The organism is Rhodovulum sp. BSW8 (genome assembly GCF_003314725.1).
Lineage (GTDB): Bacteria > Pseudomonadota > Alphaproteobacteria > Rhodobacterales > Rhodobacteraceae > Rhodovulum > Rhodovulum visakhapatnamense.
Genome location: NZ_QNVX01000051.1, coordinates 1 through 21,592, shown reverse-complemented (window position 1 = coordinate 21,592; position 21,592 = coordinate 1). Strand labels below are relative to the sequence as shown.

The window sequence follows — 21,592 nt, the reverse complement described above, 5'->3', positions numbered from 1 at the left end:
CAGGTCGTCCTTGCCCTTGGACTTCAGCGAGTCTTCCAGATGCGGCGCGTGGTCGAAATAATCCTCGAGCGCGCTTTTGCCCCGCGACGTCACGAAGATGAAATCCGTGATCCCGGCCGCCCGCGCCTCGTCGATCGCGTACTGGATCAGCGGTCGGTCCACCAGCGTCATGATCTCTTTCGGGATCGACTTCGTCGCGGGAAGAAACCGCGTCCCCAATCCCGCAACGGGAAAAACCGCCTTCGTTACTTGCCGGTTCATGATCTCACTCGCTCGTCGCTTTCATTTCATTCTAGCCCATATTTCCCGGGCTGGCTCGGAACATCGACAGAATCTGTTAATAATCCCCGATAATTCGGCCGATTTATCCCTGTGTTGGGAACATTTTGTGACATGCGCAAGGTTCCCCTTCCGCCGACCGAGACTTCGGCGGGGTCCCGCCACCCTGGCTCTTCGCAAGAGCCTCAAGATGCGGGGTGCATCTCAGTCGAGCCCCATCGCGGCCATCATCGCCTCGATCCGCGGAACGTCCGTGGGGTTGTTCAGTTCCCAGAACTGGCGGCCGCGCGCCTCGACCTCGACGCAGAGAACAGGCCGCCCGTGTTCGAGGAATCGCAGCTGTTCGAGCCCTTCGAGCCCTTCCAGCGGGCCCGGCGCAAGGCGGCGATAGGCGTCAAGCGCCGCAGGCCGGTAGGCATAGACGCCCACATGGTGAAAGACCGGCGTCGGGGCGCTGTCGGCATAGGTCTGCCCGGTATAGGGGATGACCTCTTTCGAGAAATAAAGCGCCCGGTTGCCCGCGCCGAAAACCGCGGTGGTGCCGCCCACCCGGCCCGCGCGGCGATCGTCCAGCAACGCGGCCAGTCCCTGACCGTCGCAGCGCAGCACCGGGGTCGCCAGATCGGCGCCGGGATCGGCGCGAAGCCCCGCCACCAGATCCTCGATGAACCAGGCGGGCGTCAGCGGCGCATCGCCCTGCAGGTTGACCGCGATCTCGACCGCGCCGCCCAGCACATCGAGCGCCTCGGCCACGCGCTCGGTGCCGTTGGCGCAGGTCTCCGACGTCATCACCACCTCGGCGCCGAAGGCCTCGGCGGCGGCGCGGATACGGTCGTCATCGGTCGCGACCACCACCCGGTCGACGCCCGAGACCGCCTGCGCCGCCTCCCAGGACCGCCGGATCAGGCTCTTTTCCTGCCCGGACGCGCCCCGGAGCATCGCCAGCGGCTTGCCCGGATAGCGCGAGGACGCGAACCGCGCCGGGATCACGATGACGACGGACATCAGGCGTCTTTCAGATCGACGCCCGGTGCATAGGCGATGAAGAACGGGTTCTCGTAGCCAGGCTTGCCGTAAGACAGCGGGCTGTGATCGTCGAAGCGCACGACCTTGCCGCCTGCGCCCGCCAGCACCGCATGCCCGGCCGCGGTGTCCCATTCCATGGTGCGCCCGAGCCGCGGGTAAAGGTCGGCCTCGCCGGTCGCGACGAGGCAGAATTTCAGCGACGATCCGGCCGAGGTCATGTCCCGGACGGCATATTTCGCGATGTAATCGTCGGTCGCCTGATCGCGGTGCGATTTCGAGGCCACGACCATCAGCGCGCCGTTGTCGGGGGCCGAGACCGACAGCGGCGTGACCGGCCCGACCGCGTCGAGCGCCAGATCGCCGGTTTCCTCGACGGTCGCGCCATCGGCACGGGTGTAGAAAAGCCGCCCCCGCGCCGGGGCATAGACAACGCCCCGCACCGGAACTCCGCCCTCGACCCAGGCGATGTTCACGGTGAAATCGCCCCGGCGCTGGACGAATTCCTTGGTCCCGTCCAGCGGATCGATGATCAGGAAATCGGCAGCACTTTCGGTATGGGTGTCGGCCTGTTCCTCGGTCACGATCAGCGCCTCCGGGAAGGCGCGTCTCAGCTCGGCTGAAATCAGCGCATCGGCGGCCTCGTCGGCCTCGGTTACCGGGCTGGAATCGGCCTTGGCACGGACCTCGAAATCGGGCGCGCCGTAGATCTCCATGATGCGCGCGCCGGCCAGAAGCGCCGTTTTCCGCATCACGGTCTCGAGCTGTTCGTAGTCCAAGCCTGCCTCCTGGTTGCGTCGCGCGGCACGAAACGAATTCGCAAGCTCCTTATGCTTGGCTTGCCCACAAACGGCAAGGACACACGGAAAAGGCGACGTTCCAGACGGCCCGACCGACCGGCACCGCCCAGGGCGGGCTGCGCCTGCTGGCGCTGATCTATCACGCCTCGGTGCGGCATGTGCGCAAGAGCCACCGCAACGCGGGTCCGGGCCTGATCATGAACATCCTGCAAACCGTTCTGCCGGTGGTGTCGTTCTACGCGATGTTCACCCTCGTGGGCCTGCGCGGTGCCGCGATCCGGGGCGATTTCCTGATCTACCTGATGTCGGGCGTGTTCCTGTTCATGACCTTCAACAAGACCATGGCCGCCGTGGCGGGGTCCGAGGGACCGGCCTCGGCGATGATGCAGCACGCGCCGATGAACACGATCATCGCCATCGCCGCGGCCGCGCTCGGCACGCTCTATATCCAGATCCTGTCGATGGTTTTCGTGGGCTTCGTCTATCACGCCGCCTTCACCCCGATCACCGTGGACCGCCCCGTCGGGGCCATGGGCATGCTGCTGGCCTGGTTTTCCGGGCTGTCGGTGGGGATGGTCTTCCTGGCGCTGAAGCCCTGGGCGCCGGGCGTCGTGGGGCTGGCCTCGACCGCCTTCCAACGGATGACCCTGATCGCGTCGGGCAAGATGTTCGCGGCCAATACCATGGACCGGCCGCATGCCGGTCTTCTTCGACCGGAACCGCTGTTTCACTGCATCGACCCGGCGCGCGGCCTTGCTTTCGTCGATTACGACCCGCATTCCACCGCGGTCGGCCATCCGCTGCGGCTGGCCATCGCGCCGACCGTGATCGGGCCGATGGGCGAATGCCACACCCGCAAGCTCGCCCCGGCGGATGGTATGCCCCCCGGCCTCAGTCCACCACCCGAAGCGTCAGGTTGATCCGGCCGCCGCCCTCGATCAGGGTCGAGCTGCCGCCGCGCACCCGGTCGATGCCATGATGGATCAGCCGCGCCGCGCCCCCCATCACCAGCACGTCGCCCGATTTCAGCCAGAGGCTGTCGGTCGGCCCGCCGCGCTCGATCCCGCCGATCCGGAAGCGCGCCTCGTCCCCCAGCGAGACCGAGACGATGGGCCAGCCGAAATCGGCCTCGTCGCGGTCCTGATGCAGGCCCATCTTGGCGCCCTCGCGGTACAGGTTCACCAGACAGCAGTCGGGCGCCCGGTCGACCCCGGTCACCCGGTGCCACAGAGCCAGCACCGGCGCCGGGATCGGCGGCCAGGCCACGCCTGAAGGGTGCTGCGTCTCGTACCGATAGCCGCGCCGGTCGGACACCCAGCCATATTTGCCCGCCGACGTCATCCGCACGCTCATCTTGCGCCCGAACCGGGTTTCGGGCTGCACCGGCGGTGCCGCCGCCATCACCGCCGCGATCTCGGCCACCAGTGCGGCCTGGGCCGAGGGGTCCAGAAGCCCCGGGAAAACCTCGACCCCCCGCACCACCAGCGCGGGCGCGGGGCGGCCCGGTCGTTCTGTCTCAGACATCGTTCACCACACTCACAAATCTGTCATAGGCTGCGCTTGCAGGGTTTGACACCCCTCCTTATATACCCCCGAGAAACGGGCCCGGGTCTGCCGTGGCCCCCTGGGATCGGGGCGCAGAGGCCTCCTGAGGGTCTGCTCCCCACAACATCGCCGAATGAAGAGGTTAAGATATCATGGGTAAAGTCATCGGGATCGACCTCGGGACCACCAACTCCTGCGTCGCCATCATGGATGGGGCGCAACCCCGGGTGATCGAGAATGCCGAAGGCGCGCGGACGACCCCGTCGATCGTGGCCTTCACCGACAGCGAGCGTCTGGTCGGACAACCCGCCAAGCGCCAGGCCGTCACCAACCCCGAAAACACCGTCTTTGCGGTCAAGCGGCTGATCGGCCGCCGGGTGGATGACGCCGAAGTCGAGAAGGACAAGAAGCACGTCCCCTATTCCATCGTCGACGGCGGCAATGGCGACGCCTGGGTCAGCGTCCGTGGCGAGAAATATTCGCCCAGCCAGATCTCGGCCTTCATCCTGCAGAAGATGAAGGAAACCGCCGAAAGCTACCTTGGCGAAGAGGTGACGCAGGCCGTCATCACCGTTCCGGCCTATTTCAACGACGCCCAGCGTCAGGCCACCAAGGATGCGGGCAAGATCGCGGGCCTCGAGGTGCTGCGGATCATCAACGAACCGACCGCGGCCGCGCTGGCCTACGGGCTCGACAAGAAGGAAACCCGCACCATCGCGGTCTATGACCTCGGCGGCGGGACCTTCGACATCACCATTCTGGAAATCGACGACGGCCTCTTCGAGGTGAAATCGACCAACGGGGATACCTTCCTCGGCGGCGAGGACTTCGACATGCGCATCGTCGCCTACCTTGCCGACGAGTTCAAAAAGGAACACGGCGTCGATCTGACCAAGGACAAGATGGCCCTGCAACGGCTCAAGGAAGCCGCCGAAAAGGCCAAGATCGAGCTGTCCTCCTCCAGCCAGACCGAAATCAACCAGCCGTTCATCTCGATGAACCCGCAGGCCGGCACACCGCTGCACCTGGTGATGAAGCTGACCCGCGCCAAGCTGGAAAGCCTTGTCGGCGACCTGATCAAGCGCTCGATCAAGCCCTGCCAGGACGCGCTGAAGGATGCCGGGCTCTCGACCTCGGATATCGACGAGGTGGTGCTGGTCGGCGGCATGACCCGGATGCCCCGCGTCATCGAGGAAGTGACCAAGTTCTTCGGCAAGGAACCGCACAAGGGCGTGAACCCGGATGAAGTGGTCGCCATGGGCGCCGCGATCCAGGCCGGCGTTCTGCAGGGCGACGTGAAGGACGTCGTTCTGCTGGACGTGACGCCGCTGTCCCTGGGCATCGAGACGCTCGGCGGGGTCTTCACCCGGCTGATCGACCGCAACACCACGATCCCGACCAAGAAAAGCCAGATCTTCTCGACCGCCGAGGACAACCAGAACGCCGTGACGATCCGCGTCTTCCAGGGCGAACGCGAGATGGCGGCCGACAACAAGATGCTCGGCCAGTTCAACCTCGAAGACATCCCGCCCGCGCCGCGCGGCATGCCGCAGATCGAGGTGACCTTCGACATCGACGCCAACGGCATCGTGTCGGTTTCGGCCAAGGACAAGGGCACCGGCCGCGAGCAGAAGATCACCATCCAGGCCTCGGGCGGCCTCTCGGATGACGAGATCGACAAGATGGTGCGCGAGGCCGAGGCCAATGCCGAAGCCGACAAGAAACGCCGCGAACTGGTCGAGACCCGGAACCAGGCCGAAAGCCTGATCCACTCGACCGAGAAGTCGATCGAGGAACATGGCGACAAGGTCGATCCCTCGACCGTCGAGGCGATCGAACTGGCGGTCGCGGCGCTGAAGGACGTGCTGGATTCGGAAGATGCCGGCAAGATCAAGGGCGGCATCCAGAACGTGTCCGAAGCCGCGATGAGGCTGGGCGAGGCCATCTACAAGGCCCAGCAGCAGGAGACCTCCGGCCCCGAGGCCGACGACGACCGCGACGAGCCGACCGGTGTGGACGACGAGATCGTCGATGCCGAGTTCGAGGATCTGGACGATCGCAAGCGCTCGTGAGGCGCAACCGGACCCGAAGCGGCCGGTCCGGGCAACCGGGCCGGCCAACGCGTTCCAGGAAGAGGGTTAGGGTTAGCTGATGGCAAAGCGCGATTTCTACGAGGTTCTCGGGATTGCCCGCGGGGCCTCGGCCGAAGAGATCAAGAAGGCCTATCGCAAGAAGGCCAAGGAACTGCACCCCGACCGCAATGCGGACAATCCCAAGGCAGAGGCGCAGTTCAAGGAGGTCAACGAGGCCTACGAGACGCTGAAGGACCCCGACAAGAAGGCGGCCTATGACCGCTTCGGCCATGCCGCCTTCGAACAGGGCGGGGGTCGCGGCCCAGGCGGCATGGGCGGCGGCTTCGGCGGCCAGGGCGATTTCGCCTCGGCCTTCTCGAATGTCTTCGACGACCTGTTCGGCGACTTCATGGGCGGGGCGGGTCCCGGCGGGCGCCAGCGCGCCACGCGCGGGTCCGACCTGCGCTACAATCTGCGGGTCACGCTGGAAGAAGCCTATTCCGGCCTGCAAAAGACCATCAAGGTACCCAGCTCGGTCGCCTGCGAGGTCTGCAATGGCACCGGCGCGGCCGGCGGCGCAGAACCCGCCACCTGTCCGACCTGTTCGGGCATGGGCAAGGTCCGGGCACAGCAGGGCTTTTTCACCGTGGAGCGGACCTGCCCGACCTGCGGCGGCATGGGCCAGATCGTCAAGAACCCCTGCAAGTCCTGCGGCGGCGCGGGCCGGGTCGAGCGCGAACGCGCGCTGTCGGTCAACATCCCTGCGGGCGTCGAGACCGGCACCCGGATCCGGCTTGCGGGCGAGGGCGAAGCGGGGCTCCGCGGCGGTCCGTCCGGCGATCTTTACATTTTCATCGAGGTGACAGATCACCCGCTGTTCGAGCGCGACGGGCTGAACCTCTTTTGCCGGGTGCCGGTCTCGATGACCGCCGCGGCGCTTGGCGGCGAGATCGAGGTGCCGACCATCGACGGCGGCCGGTCGCGGGTGAAGGTGCCCGGCGGCAGCCAGTCCGGCAAGCAGATGCGGCTGCGCGGCAAGGGGATGCCTGCGCTGCGCGGCAATGCCCAGGGCGACATGTTCATCGAGCTGGCGGTCGAGACCCCGGTCAACCTCACCACGCGCCAGAAAGAGCTTCTGCGCGAATTCGAGGAACTGAGCGAGGAAAACAATCCCGAGGGCTCGTCCTTCTTCAAGAAGGTGAAAAGCTTCTGGGACGGGATGAAAAGCTGATGCGGGCCGGGCGGCCCGCGGTCTCCCCGCGGCCTTAACGTTTCGTTCACCTTGTTCCCGCTACCGTTGGGTCATGCCGCGCCCGACGCCCCCGCCATCGCCCGCCGAACCGGTGCTGCCGCTTTTCGCGGAGGCGCCGGTCAGGGCGCTTGCTCCCGGCGAGCGGCTGCCCTCCTATCTGCGCGACCATCGCCGCCGTCTTCGCGACCGGTTCATGGCGGGCGGCGCGGCGGCGATGCCGGATTACGAACTGCTTGAAATGGTTCTGTTCCGTGCCCTGCCCCGGCAGGATGTCAAGCCGCTGGCCCGGCTGCTTCTGGACCGGTTCCGCGACTTCAACGGGGTGCTTTCGGCCCCGGTAACCCGCCTGCAGGAGGTGCGCGGCGTCGGTCCGTCGGTCATCGTCGAGCTCAAGCTGGTCGAGGCGGCCGCCCAGCGGCTGGCCCGGACCCGCGTCATGCACCGCCCCGTGCTGTCAAGCTGGGACGCGCTTCTGGACTATTGCCGCACCGCCATGGCCCATCGCGAGACCGAACAGTTCCGCGTCCTCTTTCTCGACCGCAAGAATGTACTGATCGCCGACGAGGAACAGGCCCGCGGCACCGTCGATCACGTGCCGGTCTATCCGCGCGAGGTGGTCAAGCGGGCGCTGGAACTGAACGCCTCGGCCCTGATCCTCGTCCACAACCACCCCTCGGGCGACCCGACCCCCTCGCAATCCGACATCGCCATGACCGCGCAGATCGAAGCCGCCTGCGCCGCGCTGAGCCTCGTGCTGCATGACCATCTGATCGTAGGCAAGGCCCGCGACCTCAGCTTTCGGGCCGAGGGCTATCTTTAGGGATCTGCACGGTCATCGAATGGCGGAAATGCAGGCGGCCGGCGTGCCGGACCTGGTAGTGGTGCGGCACTGGCCAAGCGCCTTGATACGTTTGGCCAGTGCCGTGACCTCGCGGCTTCGCAGCACCGGACGGACCCGGGACGAATAGGCGGCCTCGACGGGGACCAGCCCGGCACGACAGCCGGAAAGTCCGGGGAAGGCTCGCAGCGGGCTTTGCCGCGAGGACGGACCCAGCGCCGAAAACCGAACGGCCCCGGCCAGAAGGTTTCGACCCAGATGCCCTCGGCACAGATCGGCGAATGCGCCTCGAGCAGGATGGGGTGTTAGCTGCACCCGTTCTGGCCCCGCACGACCCGCACGCCGGGCCAGCCCTGTGCCGCAAGCTGTTTCGCGCGGGCCAGCGCCTCGGTCCCGCCGTCATCGCCATAGACCACCGCCGTCTGGTTGCTGTCGTAGATCCCGAACGTATCGTTACCGGCACCGCCGTACAGCGTGTCGGACCCCGATCCCGCCGACAGGGTGCCGTTGCCCGCGTTGCCATAGATCAGGTCGTTCCCGGCATTGCCGCAAGACACGTCATTGTCGTCGCCGAGCCGGACGGTCTCGTCGCCCCAGCCGCCATAGACCGTATCGCTGTCCGTGCCGGTGCTATAGGTCGCCGCCGTGGTATTCGAGGTCGCAACGACCCAGTCGCAAGAAGCAGTGCCTTGGGCCACTTCGATCCCGGTGGCGGTGCCCTTCCAGGTGAAGCTGCCAAATTCGAAGAAATCGAGCGCACCGGCGCCGGTATAGTGAATAGACGTGCCCGCCGTGCTCGCGACTCTCTCGGATTTCAGGGGGGTCAGTGCCGGCGCCGCCACCGATCGAAGTGAAGGCCTGTGTGTCGGGGACGGTAAATTCGTCATCGCCCGATCCGCCGGAAAGCGTCGTCATGGGCAGCCTCTCGATACCGATCTGTCATGGCCCGCCAGGGAAAGACGCAATCGAGGCCGCCCCCGCCGATCAGAGCGCGCCTCTCGGCGGTCCGATGGGTCAGATCGCGTCCGGTGTCATTGATCCCACCGCCGAAGAGTGGAGCGCCGGTCAGCCCCGGATCGAGTCCCGAACCTGCAAAGCCAGGGAGGATCATCTCTTCGGATAGGGCGACCCCGAGGCCGTCGGTGGGTCGCCTGGACCGCCGAACGGATGCGTAAGCTGACGCCGGGGGCGGACGCCCCGCTGACGACGACAAGAACCGAGGAACTGCCAGCCAAGGCACTGCTACCCAAAGACGCCCCGAACCTATGGCCATGGACGTAACGAAGCATTTGGGGCGATGCCGCTTCCGCAACTCCGACCACGGTTGCGGCGCAGTCGCGGGGAAAGTGACGCAACATCTTTACGGCGCCGGGCCTCGGGGCAAGGCGCTGCGGTGGGGGCGCGGTCCGAACCGGCATCGACTCGCCTGTGGGCCAGCGCGCCAGCGGTCCTCGAGAGGCCCAGGTCGAAGGGATCGGAAGAGATCCGTCGCACAGGCGGCGCGGGCAGCCGAAACCGGAGCACGCCGATCGACGCCGCGGCTGGGCCCTCTAGTGCCTGCGGGGCGGCGAAGACGGCAGGTCGTCTTCGGCTTCGGCCGGGTCGGTCGCGTCGCCGGGAACGCTGTAGGCCCCGGTCAGCCAGCGGCCCAGATCGACATCGGCGCAGCGGCGCGAACAGAAGGGGCGATAGGCCGGATCGGTCGGCTTCTTGCAGACGGGGCAGGTCATCGGGCGAGGGTCTCGCTGAGCGGCAGGCGTTCGCGCTTGCGGGTCAGTTCGGCATGCCCGAGCGGGGTCCAGCCGACAAAGGTCGTCTCGACCGCGTCGGCACGAAAGGCGGCCTTCATCACCTGTTCCAGCGCGACCCGGTCCTTCTTGGGCATCGGCGCGAAATCGACCACGATCTGGCCCGCAAGCCCGCGCAGGCGCAACAGCCGCGGCAGCGCGCGGGCGGCGGCGATATTGGCCTTCAGCCCCGCGGCGGGCGAGCTGTCGGCACCGGTATTCACATCGACCGCGGTCAGCGCCCGGGTCGGCTCGACATGGACGGACCCGCCGCCGGGCAGGGCCTCGGGACCGGCAAGCGCCTCAATCGCTTCTGGCACACCATGGTCGGCGAAGGACCCCGCGCGGTCGTCAAGATCGTCGGGCGCAGGCCAGTCGCGCCAGGCCAGCGCATGAGAGTCGGGTCCGTCGAGGAACAGCTCGGGCGCGCCATCGGCAGGTTCGGACAGGATCGCCTCGGCCAGCGCGCGCTGGGCGGCAATATCCTCGGCCACGGCCTCGGGGTCGGCGCCCTCGGCCGCCGAGCGCAGGATTGCCCCGAGCCCCTCGGGTGCGCCCTCCATCCCGTCATGCAGGATCTCCAGCAGCCGGTCGCGCTCGGCCTCGTCGCGGATCGCGCGCGACACGTTCAGGCCGGGCGCCTCGGGCGTCAGGATCGTCAGACGGCTCTTGAACAGGATGCGGGGCGTGACCGGCACGGCCTTGCCCTCCTCGGCATAGCCCGTCACCTGCACCAGAATCCCCTGCCCCGGGCGCAACCCCTTGGCCTGCTTGAGAAAGGCCCGCCCCTCGGGCAGCCGCAGGAAGACCCCGCCCTGCCCCTTCATCTGCCGGTCGACAACGCCCCGGAGGATCGCGCCCGGCATCGGACGCTCGTCCGGCGGGTCGATCAGCAGGTCTTCGAGCCTGCCGTCTTCCATCAGCGCCGCGGCCTTTCGACCGCCGATCTCGTCCAGCAGGATGCTGCGTCCCTTCATGTGCGCTCCGTATCCAGAGGATAGCCTGCCGCGCGCAAAAGCGTCGCGGTTTCGGCCAGTGGCAGCCCCACGACCGCCGAGAACGATCCGCCGATCCAGGGCACGAAGGCACCCGCGCGGCCCTGAATGCCATAGCCGCCCGCCTTGCCCTGCCATTCGCCCGAGGCGAGATAGGCGTTGATCTCGGCATCGCTCAGCTGTTTCATCCGCACCTGCGTCACGACATCGCGCTCCCAGATCCGGTCGCCAAGACGCAGCGCGACCGCCGTCACCACCCGGTGCCGCCGACCCGACATGGCGTAAAGGAAGGCGGCCGCCTCGCCCGCATCGGCGGGCTTGCCGAGAATGCGCCGCCCAAGTGCCACGGTGGTATCGGCGCACAGCACCAGGTCATCGGGCGCGGCCGAAACGGCGCGGACCTTTTCGCGGGCGATGCGAAGACAGTAGGGACGGGGAAGCTCACCCCGATGGGGCGTTTCGTCGATATCGGCGGGACGCACGTCATCGGGGACAACCCCGATCTGCGCCAGAAGATCTTTCCGGCGCGGGCTCTGAGAGCCGAGGATCAGCCTCAAGGTTTACTTGAAACGATAGTTGATCCGACCCTTGGTCAGATCGTAGGGGGTCATTTCGACCTGAACCCGGTCGCCGGCCAGAACGCGGATGCGGTTCTTGCGCATCTTGCCCGCCGTATGCGCGATGATCTCATGGCCGTTGTCCAGCTCGACCCGAAACGTCGCATTCGGCAGGAGTTCCTTCACGACGCCGGGAAATTCGAGCATTTCTTCCTTGGCCATGGTCACTCCAAAAAGGGGTAAGCCCGGAAGGATTCCGGGCGCGCAAGTAAATGCGCCCGATCAGCCAATAATTCAAGTCGTAAATGTGTGAAACGGCGGCCCCGGCATTGGGGTCCCTCCAACGGGTTCGCAGCGCCTGGATCGGACCGCAGCGGGCCGGGGCAAGGGCTTCGGCGCGGGGAGACAATCGCGAGCGGATCCACGGACCGGCCCGCGGGTCTGGACCCGCGCCCGGCCCCCTCCTGCGGCGCGGGCAAGGATGCGCGGGCCGCGCGGGCGTGCTAGGCTTGGTCCACCCAGACCGACTGCGCGGGCCACCGGTCCGCCAATGGAAGGTGACAGCATGGCCCGTTCGTTCCGCCGCCCGACCCTTGCGCTGAGCTGCGCCGCAGCGCTTTGGCTTCAGCCCGCCGGAGCCTGGACGCTGTGGGACGCCGATCCGCCGAAGACGCCGCTTGAAAAGCACCTCGACCGGCTTGTCGAGGGCGGCGAGGATCTGACCGAACTGCATGGCCGCATCGAGGAAAGCCGCGATCAGGGCTTCCGCCTTTTGGGCCGGTCGACCAAAAGCCTCGAAGGCGATGTCGACGATCTGGTGCTGGAGATCGAGCGGGCGCTCTTGCAGGACGGCAATGTCGGCGCCATCGAGGACATCCGGCGGCTTCGGGCCGAGATCGCGGGTCTGGGGCGCGAGATCGAGGTGCTGCGCCGCGATCTGTATCTGGCCCGGCAGAAGCCCGAGCCCGACCCCGACGCGACCGACAAGATCGAGGACCGGATCGCCGACCGCGAGGCCGCTGCGGCCACGCTGGAGGCCGAGGTGGCGGCGCGCAAGACCGCGCTGCGCGAGACCTTCGCCCAGGCCGGGGCGACGCTTGGCGAGGACGAGATCGACAGCCTGACCTCGCGGGCCGATGGCGACGATCTGCTGAAGATGTTCACGGTCTTCGACATCACCCGCAAGATCACCGACGAGTTGAAGGCGCTGATGCAGGGCACCGCGCCCTCGCCCGGGATGCAGCTTCAGTATTACGGCGTCTTCGTGGTGATGGCCGAATTGCAGGTCATGGTGCATCGCGAGTACCTGCGCCGACTCGACGAGGATTACCTGCCTGCGCTTGAAACCATCAAGGCCGAGATCGACGCCACCGTCGCCTTCGCCCGCGAGCGCATGGCCACGGCAACGCCCGAACAGCAGGAAATCTACGCCAAGAACATCGCCGCCAATGCACTGTCGCTGGACGTGATCGCGCGCTACGAACAGATCCTCGACCAGCAGAAGGCGCGGTCGGCCGAGGCGATGGAAAAGGCCCAATCCTGGCTCGACGTCACCTATTCGACCTATGACACCGCGGTGAACTCGATGAACGTGCTGAATTTCATCGACGAGACCGACCGGCTGTTCGGCGAGATCATGACCCGGCAGCTGCCCGACCTGCAGCCCTTCGACGACAATACGCTGCGCCAGCGCTTCGAGGAAATCTCGGACCGGGTTGCCGAAATCGTCGGCAATTCCTGACCCTGCCGGACAGGCCCGCGACAGGCGCTCCGCTGTCGCCTGTTGACCCGTGCCCACCCGCCCACTACCTGCGCAGGGACCCAAAGGAGTGTGCCCATGCCGCCGCGCCCGCAGCCGCAGGACGATCGCGAAAAATCGAAACGGATCGGCGCGCTTCAGGCGCTCTGGCCCTTCGTCGCCCCCTACCGGCGGATGCTGGCGGCGGCGCTGAGCGCGCTGGTTCTGACCGCGCTTGTCTATCTGGCGATGCCGGTCGCGGTGCGCCAGGTGGTCGATGCCTTCGACACCGAAACGGCCGCGCTGCTTGATCGCTATTTCGGGCTGGCGCTGATCATCGTCGCGCTGCTCGCCGTCGGCACGGCTTTGCGCTATTACCTCGTGACCCGGCTGGGCGAGCGGGTGGTGGCCGATATCCGCAGCGCGGTTTTCGACCGCATGATCGGCATGAGCCCCGCCTTCTATGAGAAGACCATGACCGGCGAGGTGCTGAGCCGGATCACCACAGACACCACGCTGATCCTGTCGGTGCTGTCCTCCTCGGCCTCGTTCGCGCTGCGCAACATCCTCGTCTTCTTCGGCGCGCTGGTGCTGATGCTGGCGACCGCGACCAAGCTGTCGGGGCTGGTGCTGCTGCTGGTGCCCGCCGTGATCGTGCCGATCGTCCTTCTGGGCCGCAGGCTCCGGCGGCTGAGCCGCGAGAACCAGGACTGGATCGCCGCCTCGTCCGGCAATGCCTCCGAGGCGCTCTTGTCGGTACAGACGGTCCAGGCCTTCACCAATGAAAGCCGCGCCCGGTCGCAGTTCCGGGCGGTCACCGAACAAAGCTTCCTCTCGGCCCGGCACCGGATCGGCACCCGGGCGGTGATGACCGTGATCGTGATCTTCCTCGTCTTCGCGGGCATCGTCGGCGTGCTCTGGGTCGGCGCGCGCGACGTCCGCGCGGGCGAGATGAGCGTGGGCGAACTGGTTCAGTTCGTGATCTATTCGGTGATGGTCGCGGGCGCTGTCGCCGCGATGACCGAGATCTGGGGCGAATTGCAGCGCGCCGCCGGCGCCACCGAACGGCTGGTCGAGCTTTTGACCGCGCGGGACAGCGTGACCGACCCGGCGGCCCCCCTGCCCCTGCCCAAGCCCGCCCGTGGCGAGATCCGGTTCGAAGGCGTGCGGTTCTCCTATCCGACCCGGCCGGACACCCCCGCGCTCGACGGCATCGAGCTGACCGTGCGGCCTGGCGAGACGGTGGCGCTGGTCGGTCCTTCGGGGGCGGGCAAGACCACGGTCATGCAGCTGATCCTGCGGTTCTACGACCCGCAGGAGGGCCGCGTTCTCTTCGACGGGGCCGATCTGCGCGATCTGGGCCGCGAGGCCTTCCGCAGCCGTCTGGCGCTGGTGCCGCAGGACCCGGCGATCTTCGCGGCCAGCGCGCGCGAGAATATCCGCTTTGGTCGGCCCGGCGCCACCGATGCCGAGGTCGAGGCGGCCGCCCACGCCGCCGCCGCGCATGACTTCCTGAGCGCGCTGCCGCAGGGCTACGACACCGAGGTGGGCGAACGCGGGCTGATGCTGTCGGGCGGGCAGAAACAGCGCATCGCCATCGCCCGGGCGATCCTGCGGGACGCGCCGGTGCTGCTGCTGGACGAGGCGACCTCGGCACTGGACGCGGAATCGGAGCGCGCGGTGCAGGAGGCCGTGGACCGCATGGCCGCGACCCGGACCACGATCATCATCGCCCACCGGCTGGCCACGGTGAAGAAGGCCGACCGGATCGTCGTGCTGGACCGGGGCCGGATCGTGGCCGAGGGCACCCATGACGCGCTGGTGGCGCAGGGCGGGCTTTATGCACGGCTGGCCCGGCTTCAATTCACCGCAGGGGTCGAGACCGCCGCCTGAGCCGGATTTCGCTTGCCTGCCAAAGCGCTACGCCTAGGCTGCCCCACGGGCAACGGGCGGAGGACAGGTGGGGACAACCTCAAGGGCGGACCGGACGGTCCGGCACGACATCGGCGCCGATGACCGGCCGTCGGGCAGAGCCCGGGCGGACGCTGCGTTGCCGCATGGCGGACACCTTGCAGCGAGCGGCATTTCGCCCCATCCTTCCGATCCATGGGAAAGCAGGCCCGATCAAAACGGGCCGCATGGGAGGATGACATCGTGAACAGCATGAGCATGGAGTATGCGCGGCGCGAATGGCTGGCCATCGCCGCCGAAACCCCCTGGGAGACGCGCGACCGGCCGAAGACCATCTATTCCTTCGTTTCGCGCACCGCGGCGGCCTTTCCGGACCGCCCGGCGGTGTCCTTCCAGATCTTCTCGGGTCCGAAGGACCCGGCCGAGACCCTGACCTGGACCGAATTCCATGGCCGCATCACCCAGGCCGCGAACCTGTTCCGCCGCCTGGGCATCGGCCCGGACGACGTCGTCGCCTATATCCTGCCCAACTGCAACGAGACTGCGGTCTGCTTTCTGGGCGGCGCCGTGGCGGGCATCGTCAACCCGATCAACCCGCTGCTCGAGGCCGAACAGATCGCCGCGATCCTGCGCGAGACCGGGGCCAAGGTCGTGGTCACGCTGAAGTCCTTCCCCAGGACCGATGTCGCGCAGAAGGTCTCCGAGGCAGTGCGGCATGCGCCCAAGGTGCAGACCGTGCTGGAGGTCGATCTGGTCCGCTACCTGACCGGAGCCAAGCGGCTGATCGTGCCGCTGATCCGCAAGAAATCGCCCGGCCATTACCATGCCGACGTGCTGGATTTTCACCGCGCGCTGGCCGCCGAGCCCGCCGACCGGCTGACCTTCGACGACCCCGAGGAGGACCGCTTCGCCGCCTATTTCCACACCGGCGGCACCACCGGGATGCCCAAGGTCGCCCAGCATCGCGTCTCGGGCATGATCTACAACGGCTGGCTGGGCCATACGCTTCTGTTCCGCGAGAACGACACGCTGATCTGCCCGCTGCCGCTGTTTCACGTCTTCGCCGCCTATCCGGTGCTGATGTCCGTGGTGGCGGCGGGGGCGCATTTCGTGATGCCGACGCCCGCGGGTTATCGCGGCGATGGCGTGCTCGACAATTTCTGGAAGCTGATCGAACGCTGGGGCGTGACCTTCGTCATCACCGTGCCGACCGCCATCGCCGCGCTGATGCAACGCAAGGTCGATGCCGATGTCTCGACGCTCCGCTACGCCTTCTCGGGGTCGGCGCCGCTTCCGGTCGAGCTTTACAACCGGTTCGAGGCCGCGACCGGCGTCACCATCTGCGAGGGCTACGGGCTGACCGAGGCCACCTGCCTCGTGTCGATCAACCCGCCCGATTCGACCAAGAAGATCGGATCGGTCGGCCTGCCCTTCCCCTATACCCAGATCCGCATCCTGAAATGCGATGGCGACGGCAACGTCCAGCGCGAATGCGAGACCGACGAGGTGGGCGAGATCTGCATCTCCAACCCCGGGGTGGTGCCGGGCTCGACCTATACCGAGAAGGCCAAGAATCTGGGCCTGTTTGCCGATGGCTATTTCCTGCGCACCGGCGATCTGGGGCGGATCGACGAAGACGGCTATCTGTTCATCACTGGCCGCGCCAAGGACGTGATCATCCGCGGCGGGCACAATATCGACCCGGCCGAGATCGAGGAGGCTTTGCTGGGCCATCACGACGTGGCCTTCGCGGGCGCCATCGGCCAGCCCGACAGCTTTTCGGGCGAACTGCCTTGCGTCTATGTCGAGCTGGTCAGTGGGGCCACCGCCACACCCGAGGACCTGATGGCACATGCCCGCGTGCATATCCATGAACGCGCCGCGATCCCCAAGCATATCGAGATCCTCGACGAATTGCCCAAGACCGCCGTCGGCAAGGTCTTCAAGCCGGGACTGCGCAAGCTGGCGATCCAGCGGGTCTATGACGCGGCACTGGCCGAGGCCGGGCATCCGGTGCGGGTGCGCGAGGTGGTCGAGGACCGCAAGCGCGGCCTTGTCGCCCGGCTGGAACGTCAGGGTCCGGTGGACGACGAGGCGGTCGTGCATCTTCTGGGCAATTTCACCCGTCCCTGGGACTGGACCGAGGACTGACGATCAATCCCCCGCGCCCCGCGCGGGGGGGCCGAATCGCCCGATCAGCCGATCGACGATCTGGTTGCGGGTCTGGCGGTAGGCAGCCAGCTTGTCGGGCCGGGTCTCGCCAAGCCCGGTCGGGTCCAGCACTGGCCAGTATTCGACATCGAGATGATAATACCGCGTCAGCTCCTGCGCCCGGCGCAGGCTGGCGGGGGACAGGGCGATGATCAGATCGAAGCCCGACAGGTCGTCGCCCCAATCCTCCATCTCGTCGAAGGACCGCACCCGGTGGCGGTCGAGCTTGACCCCCATCTCGTCGCAGACGGTGACGGTGAAGCCGTCGATCTCGCGGTCGTTGTGAACGCCCACCGACTGCACATAGGCGCGCTGGCCGTAGAACTTCTTCATCAGTCCTTCGGCCATCGGCGAGCGGACAGAGTTATGGTCGCAGCAGAACAGTACCGAGGAGGGCAGCTGCCCGGTCACCTCAGCCCCCGTGATAGAGAACGCAGATCAGCGTGAAGAGGCGTCGCGCCGTGTCGATATCAAGATCGGCCTTGCTTTCCAGCCGTTCCTGCAAGAGCCGCGCGCCCTCGTTGTGGATGCCGCGGCGGGCCATGTCGATGGCCTCGATCTGGCTGGGCGGCAGGCGCTTCACCGCGTCGAAATAGCTTTCGCAGATCTGCCAGTAATCCTTCACCGCCTGCCGGAACGGCGACAGCGACAGGTGAAACTCGGCGGCAGGGCTGCCCGTCTCGGTCTTGACGTCGAAGACCAGCCGCTTTTCCCGGATCGACAGCGTCAGCCGGAACGGGCCCGGCGGCGCGGGCCGGTCCTCGCGCCCGGGCAACGAGAACGAGTTGTCTTCCATCAGGTCGAACAGCGCCACCTTGCGTTCCTGCTCGATCTCGGGCGTCGGCGGCGGCAGGTTCGAATCGTCCAGTTCCACATGGCAAAGACGGGCGGTCGTCATGTCGCGTCCTCGTTCAGGCGGTCGAGCCGGGCCCGGATGGACAGACCGTGCGCCTCGAGACTTTCCGAAATCGCCAGCCGCTCTGCGGCGGGTCCGATCGCCTTGAGTGCCTCGGGCGTCATCCGGGCCAGCGTGGTGCGCTTGATGAAATCATGGACGCTGAGCCCGGACGAGAACCGGGCCGAGCGCGCGGTGGGCAGCACATGGTTCGGGCCGCCGATATAGTCGCCGATGGCCTCGGGGGTCCATTGCCCCATGAAGATCGCCCCGGCATGGGTGATCTTCCGCACCAGCGCCTCGGGATCGGCCACGCACAGTTCCAGATGTTCGGGGGCGACGCGGTTCGACAGCGCGGCCGCCTCGGCCAGATCGCGCACGGTGATGACCGCGCCGAAATCGCGCCAGCTGGCGCCCGCGATGGCGCGCCGTTCCAGCGTCTTCAGCCGCGCCTCGACCGCCTCGGCCACCGCGCGACCGAAGGCGGCATCGTCGGTCACCAGGATCGACTGGGCGCTTTCGTCATGCTCGGCCTGCGACAGCAGGTCGATGGCAACCCAGTCGGGGTCGTTGTCGCGGTCGGCGATCACCAGGATCTCGGACGGACCCGCGATCATGTCGATGCCCACCTTGCCGAAGACCCGCCGCTTGGCCGCGGCCACATAGGCGTTGCCGGGACCGGTGATCTTGTCGACCGGCACGATGGTCTCGGTGCCATGGGCCATGGCCGCGATCGCCTGGGCGCCGCCGATCCGGTAGACCGTCTCGACCCCCGACAGCCGGGCGGCCATCAGGACCAGCGGGTTGGCCTTGCCATCGGGCGTGGGCGCGCAGATCACCAGCCGCTCGACCCCCGCCACCTGGGCCGGGATCGCGTTCATCAGGACCGAAGACGGATAAGAGGCCAGCCCGCCCGGCACATAAAGCCCCGCGGCCGAGACCGGCGTCCAGCGCCAGCCCAGCGTCGCGCCCTCGGGGTCGGTCCATTGCGCGCCCTCGGGCATCTGCCTCACGTGATAGGCACGGATGCGCTCGGCCGCCAGTTCCAGCGCCGCGCGGTCCTCCCGGCTGACGGCGGCGCAGGCAGCGTCGATTTCCTCGGACGAGAAGGCCAGCGTCTCGGGGGTCAGGTCCAGCCGGTCGAATTTCGCGGTCAGCTCGATCACCGCCGCGTCGCCCCGCGCCTTCACATCGGCGATGATCGCCGCGACGGCATCATCCACATCGGGACTGTCCTCGCGCTTGGCGCTCAGCAGAGCCGAGAATTGCGCCTCGAAATCGGCAGCGGCGGTGTCCAGGAATACCGGCATTGGGGTCCTCGCAAGCTTTACAATGCTGCATAGCCGCATTTTGCCGAAGGGTGAACCTCCCCAAAGGGATCGGCCGGCGCCCCGTGTCAGGGATGCCGCGGTGCCTTGCCCGAGGGCGCGGCATAGGGCCGGGTCACATCGGTCAGCGTCACCTCGAGACATTCGACCTCGAGCGCCACCGCCCCGTCGCCCGCCAGCGTCAGCACCACCCGGCCGGTGCCGTCCTCGCCGGGCTCGAAGGTCACGGCCAGCAGCGACAGCACCAGATCGGGGTCGGACCGGTCGATGCCCTGGCTGACCACCTGGGTCACGTCCTCGACGGTCAGCACGGCCTGAACCCTCTCGAACGGGCGGCCACGGCGTTCGGCGGCCTCCTTGTCCTCCCAGCGGAACCGGTTGACCAGCGCCGCGAACCGGCGCCGCGACCGGTCCCAGCGCATTTCGGTGACCGGCAGGACCCCATCCTGCACCAGCGCCGAAATCACCTCGAGATCGCTTGCCTCGGCGGCCATCAGGTGCAGCGGGCGTTCCGCCCCGTCCTCGAACCGTGCGTCTTCGGTCATTCCGCGCTCATCCGTTCGATATGGGCCCCGCAGGCGCCAAGCTTCTGTTCCACCTTCTCGTAGCCGCGGTCGAGATGATAGACCCGGCTGACCACGGTTTCACCCTCGGCGGCCAGACCGGCGAGAATCAGCGATACACTGGCACGAAGATCGGTGGCCATGACCGGCGCGCCTTTCAGCCGACCGACACCGGTCACCGTGGCCGTACCGCCCGACACCTCGATTCGCGCCCCCATCCGCACCAGTTCAGGCGCGTGCATGAAGCGATTCTCGAAGATCGTTTCCTCCAGTCGGCTGGTGCCCTCGGCGGTGCACAACAGCGCCATCATCTGCGCCTGCAGGTCGGTCGGAAAGCCCGGGAAGGGCTCGGTCGTCACATCGACCGCCGACAGGCGGCCGTTCTTGCGCGCGACGCGCAGGCCCCGGTCGGTCTGTTCCACCGTGATCCCCGCGGCATCGAGCTTTTCGGCAAAGGCCGGCAGCAGATCGAGCCGCCCGCCAAGGCAGGTCACGTCGCCGCCGGTGATGGCGGGGGCCAGCATGTAGGTGCCCAGCTCGATCCGGTCGGTCACCACCCGGTGGGTCGCCCCGCCCAGCGCCGTCACGCCCTCGATGGTGATCGTGGCGGTGCCCTCGCCCTCGATCCGGGCGCCCATGGCGCGCAGGCAGCGGGCCAGATCGACGATCTCGGGCTCGCGTGCGGCGTTCTTCAGGACGGTCGTGCCCTTGGCCAGCGTCGCCGCCAGCAGCGCGTTCTCGGTCGCCCCGACCGACACCTTGGGAAACTCGAAGACCGCACCTTTCAGCCCGCCCGGCGCCTCGGCATGGACATAGCCCTCGCGCAGTTCCAGCCGGGCGCCCATCGCCTCCAGCGCCTGAAGATGCAGATCGACCGGACGCGCGCCGATGGCGCAGCCGCCGGGCAGCGAGACCTCGGCCTGGCCGTGGCGCGCCAGCAGCGGGCCCAGCACCAGGATCGAGGCGCGCATCTTGCGCACGATGTCGTAATCGGCGCGGTGGCTGGTCAGCCGGTGGCTCGACAGCGCCAGCACCTTGCCCCGGTGCAGCGCCGAGACCTCGGCGCCAAGCGATTGCAGCAGCGTCGTCATGGTGCGGATGTCGGACAGGCGTGGCGCATTGGTCAGCGTCAGCGGCTCGTCGGTCAACAATGTCGCAGGCATCAGCGCGAGGCAGGCATTCTTGGCGCCTGCGATCGGGATCTCGCCAGTCAGCGGCGCCCCGCCCCGGATCATGATCTGGTCCATCAGTTCTGCTCTTCCTGCCCTTTGGGCTTGTCTTCGCGGGCCCTGGCCTGGGCCTTGCGACGCGCGAGGTTGGCTTTCAGCGCCTGCTTGAGACGCTCTTCGCGGGTCCCGGACGGCTTTGGCACGCCCGTCTTGGGGGTTTTGCCTGTCATGGCGTCCCTAGTAGCGCAGGGGCAAAAAACCGTCCAGATACCGCTTGCGTCGCCCGGACTTTCCGTCTAATCAACCGCCCACCGGAACGTGCCCGGGCGTCTCGCCCGGACAGCACCGTTCCAAGAGTGCTGCTGTAGCTCAGTGGTAGAGCACTCCCTTGGTAAGGGAGAGGTCGACAGTTCAATCCTGTCCAGCAGCACCATCATACACCTAGAAAATCAAGCGGTTGGGCTGTTCTGGCGCGCGGCTGCCGGCTGTTACCCTGCGTTGCCCCTGCCGGAATCACCCGCATCCCACGAGCCTTTCCAGGTGGCAACACCTGACCTGTCCCCCGGTCGTCCCTCGTTCATAACGAGAGTCCTTGGGGTTGATAGTGGTCGGTTTCGGGTTGGGCAAGC

Annotated in this window: 22 protein-coding genes and 1 tRNA gene; 8 read left to right on the top strand and 15 right to left on the bottom strand. The window is 67.2% G+C overall.

All coding sequences use genetic code 11. The features are described 5' to 3' along the window. The 3 genes from DSD19_RS18625 to cysQ form a co-directional block, all read right to left on the bottom strand. Positions 1–261 (bottom strand): sugar phosphate nucleotidyltransferase (locus tag DSD19_RS18625; RefSeq protein WP_243627577.1); only part of this gene is annotated, 261 nt, incomplete at its 3' end. Between the two features lie 222 nt (positions 262–483). Further along, positions 484–1,284, bottom strand: coding sequence for a 3-deoxy-manno-octulosonate cytidylyltransferase (locus DSD19_RS18620; RefSeq protein WP_113670698.1), 801 nt, complete (start codon positions 1,282–1,284; stop codon positions 484–486). After that, positions 1,284–2,081: a 3'(2'),5'-bisphosphate nucleotidase CysQ gene (gene cysQ, locus DSD19_RS18615; protein WP_113670697.1), complete on the bottom strand. Its 798-nt coding sequence runs from the start codon at positions 2,079–2,081 to the stop codon at positions 1,284–1,286. The genes DSD19_RS18620 and cysQ overlap by 1 nt, the downstream gene beginning before the upstream one ends. 179 nt (positions 2,082–2,260) lie before the next feature. Between cysQ and DSD19_RS18610 the strand changes: the two genes are divergently transcribed. After that, the gene (locus tag DSD19_RS18610) at positions 2,261–3,022 is read left to right on the top strand and encodes an ABC transporter permease (protein WP_243628113.1); all 762 of its coding nucleotides are present in this window, start codon (positions 2,261–2,263) and stop codon (positions 3,020–3,022) included. On the opposite strand, the gene DSD19_RS18605 is transcribed toward DSD19_RS18610, so the two are convergent. After that, complete coding sequence (locus DSD19_RS18605) at positions 2,994–3,626, bottom strand: alpha-ketoglutarate-dependent dioxygenase AlkB (protein ID WP_113670695.1); 633 nt, start codon at positions 3,624–3,626, stop codon at positions 2,994–2,996. The genes DSD19_RS18610 and DSD19_RS18605 overlap by 29 nt on opposite strands. 173 nt (positions 3,627–3,799) lie before the next feature. On the opposite strand from DSD19_RS18605, the gene dnaK reads away from it, so the two are divergent. The 3 genes from dnaK to radC all read left to right on the top strand — a co-directional run bounded on the left by dnaK (position 3,800) and on the right by radC (position 7,791). Next, positions 3,800–5,719 carry a molecular chaperone DnaK gene (gene dnaK / locus DSD19_RS18600; RefSeq protein WP_075784221.1) on the top strand — a complete coding sequence of 640 codons (1,920 nt, stop codon included), beginning with the start codon at positions 3,800–3,802 and terminating at the stop codon, positions 5,717–5,719. A gap of 79 nt (positions 5,720–5,798) precedes the next feature. Then, positions 5,799–6,950, top strand: coding sequence for a molecular chaperone DnaJ (gene dnaJ, locus DSD19_RS18595; RefSeq protein ID WP_075784220.1), 1,152 nt, complete (start codon positions 5,799–5,801; stop codon positions 6,948–6,950). Between the two features lie 73 nt (positions 6,951–7,023). After that, entirely contained in the window at positions 7,024–7,791 is a 768-nt protein-coding gene (radC, locus tag DSD19_RS18590; RefSeq protein ID WP_075784219.1) for a DNA repair protein RadC, read from the top strand. A 323-nt stretch (positions 7,792–8,114) separates the two neighbouring features. On the opposite strand, the gene DSD19_RS18585 is transcribed toward radC, so the two are convergent. The 5 genes from DSD19_RS18585 to infA all read right to left on the bottom strand — a co-directional run bounded on the left by DSD19_RS18585 (position 8,115) and on the right by infA (position 11,370). Further along, positions 8,115–8,651: a calcium-binding protein gene (locus DSD19_RS18585; RefSeq protein ID WP_165828182.1), complete on the bottom strand. Its 537-nt coding sequence runs from the start codon at positions 8,649–8,651 to the stop codon at positions 8,115–8,117. Positions 8,652–9,359: 708 nt separating this feature from the next. Then, a complete protein-coding gene (locus DSD19_RS18580; protein WP_075784216.1) occupies positions 9,360–9,539 on the bottom strand; it encodes a DNA gyrase inhibitor YacG in 180 nt (59 codons plus the stop codon). Beyond that, the gene (locus tag DSD19_RS18575; RefSeq protein WP_113670693.1) at positions 9,536–10,573 is read right to left on the bottom strand and encodes a ribonuclease E/G; all 1,038 of its coding nucleotides are present in this window, start codon (positions 10,571–10,573) and stop codon (positions 9,536–9,538) included. The genes DSD19_RS18580 and DSD19_RS18575 overlap by 4 nt, the downstream gene beginning before the upstream one ends. Further along, entirely contained in the window at positions 10,570–11,148 is a 579-nt protein-coding gene (locus DSD19_RS18570; RefSeq protein ID WP_113670692.1) for a nucleoside triphosphate pyrophosphatase, read from the bottom strand. The genes DSD19_RS18575 and DSD19_RS18570 overlap by 4 nt, the downstream gene beginning before the upstream one ends. 3 nt (positions 11,149–11,151) lie before the next feature. Beyond that, positions 11,152–11,370, bottom strand: a complete 219-nt coding sequence (gene infA, locus DSD19_RS18565) for a translation initiation factor IF-1 (protein WP_043918791.1) — start codon at positions 11,368–11,370, stop codon at positions 11,152–11,154. Between the two features lie 343 nt (positions 11,371–11,713). Between infA and DSD19_RS18560 the strand changes: the two genes are divergently transcribed. The 3 genes from DSD19_RS18560 (at position 11,714) to DSD19_RS18550 (ending at position 16,948) form a co-directional block, all read left to right on the top strand. Further along, complete coding sequence (locus DSD19_RS18560; protein WP_113670691.1) at positions 11,714–12,889, top strand: hypothetical protein; 1,176 nt, start codon at positions 11,714–11,716, stop codon at positions 12,887–12,889. A 96-nt stretch (positions 12,890–12,985) separates the two neighbouring features. Next, the gene (locus DSD19_RS18555; protein ID WP_075784212.1) at positions 12,986–14,779 is read left to right on the top strand and encodes an ABC transporter transmembrane domain-containing protein; all 1,794 of its coding nucleotides are present in this window, start codon (positions 12,986–12,988) and stop codon (positions 14,777–14,779) included. Between the two features lie 270 nt (positions 14,780–15,049). Beyond that, positions 15,050–16,948, top strand: coding sequence for an acyl-CoA synthetase (locus DSD19_RS18550; protein ID WP_371412634.1), 1,899 nt, complete (start codon positions 15,050–15,052; stop codon positions 16,946–16,948). A 3-nt stretch (positions 16,949–16,951) separates the two neighbouring features. On the opposite strand, the gene DSD19_RS18545 is transcribed toward DSD19_RS18550, so the two are convergent. From DSD19_RS18545 to DSD19_RS21915, 6 genes are all read right to left on the bottom strand, one after another. Further along, on the bottom strand, positions 16,952–17,419 hold the full coding sequence (locus DSD19_RS18545) for a low molecular weight phosphatase family protein (protein WP_075784210.1): 468 nt from the start codon (positions 17,417–17,419) through the stop codon (positions 16,952–16,954). A gap of 1 nt (position 17,420) precedes the next feature. Further along, complete coding sequence (locus DSD19_RS18540) at positions 17,421–17,906, bottom strand: UPF0262 family protein (protein WP_075784209.1); 486 nt, start codon at positions 17,904–17,906, stop codon at positions 17,421–17,423. Then, complete coding sequence (hisD, locus tag DSD19_RS18535; RefSeq protein ID WP_113670690.1) at positions 17,903–19,213, bottom strand: histidinol dehydrogenase; 1,311 nt, start codon at positions 19,211–19,213, stop codon at positions 17,903–17,905. The genes DSD19_RS18540 and hisD overlap by 4 nt, the downstream gene beginning before the upstream one ends. An 86-nt stretch (positions 19,214–19,299) precedes the next feature. Next, a complete protein-coding gene (locus DSD19_RS18530; protein WP_113670689.1) occupies positions 19,300–19,776 on the bottom strand; it encodes a DUF2948 family protein in 477 nt (158 codons plus the stop codon). Next, positions 19,773–21,041 (bottom strand): UDP-N-acetylglucosamine 1-carboxyvinyltransferase, encoded by a 1,269-nt coding sequence (gene murA / locus DSD19_RS18525; RefSeq protein ID WP_075784206.1) that lies wholly within the window; start codon positions 21,039–21,041, stop codon positions 19,773–19,775. Before murA ends, DSD19_RS18530 begins: the two co-directional genes overlap by 4 nt. After that, entirely contained in the window at positions 21,041–21,193 is a 153-nt protein-coding gene (locus tag DSD19_RS21915) for a hypothetical protein (RefSeq protein WP_165828181.1), read from the bottom strand. The genes murA and DSD19_RS21915 overlap by 1 nt, the downstream gene beginning before the upstream one ends. 128 nt (positions 21,194–21,321) lie before the next feature. Here DSD19_RS21915 and DSD19_RS18520 point away from each other — a divergent pair. Next, positions 21,322–21,396: transfer RNA gene (locus DSD19_RS18520), tRNA-Thr, on the top strand. Positions 21,397–21,592 lie beyond the last annotated feature (196 nt).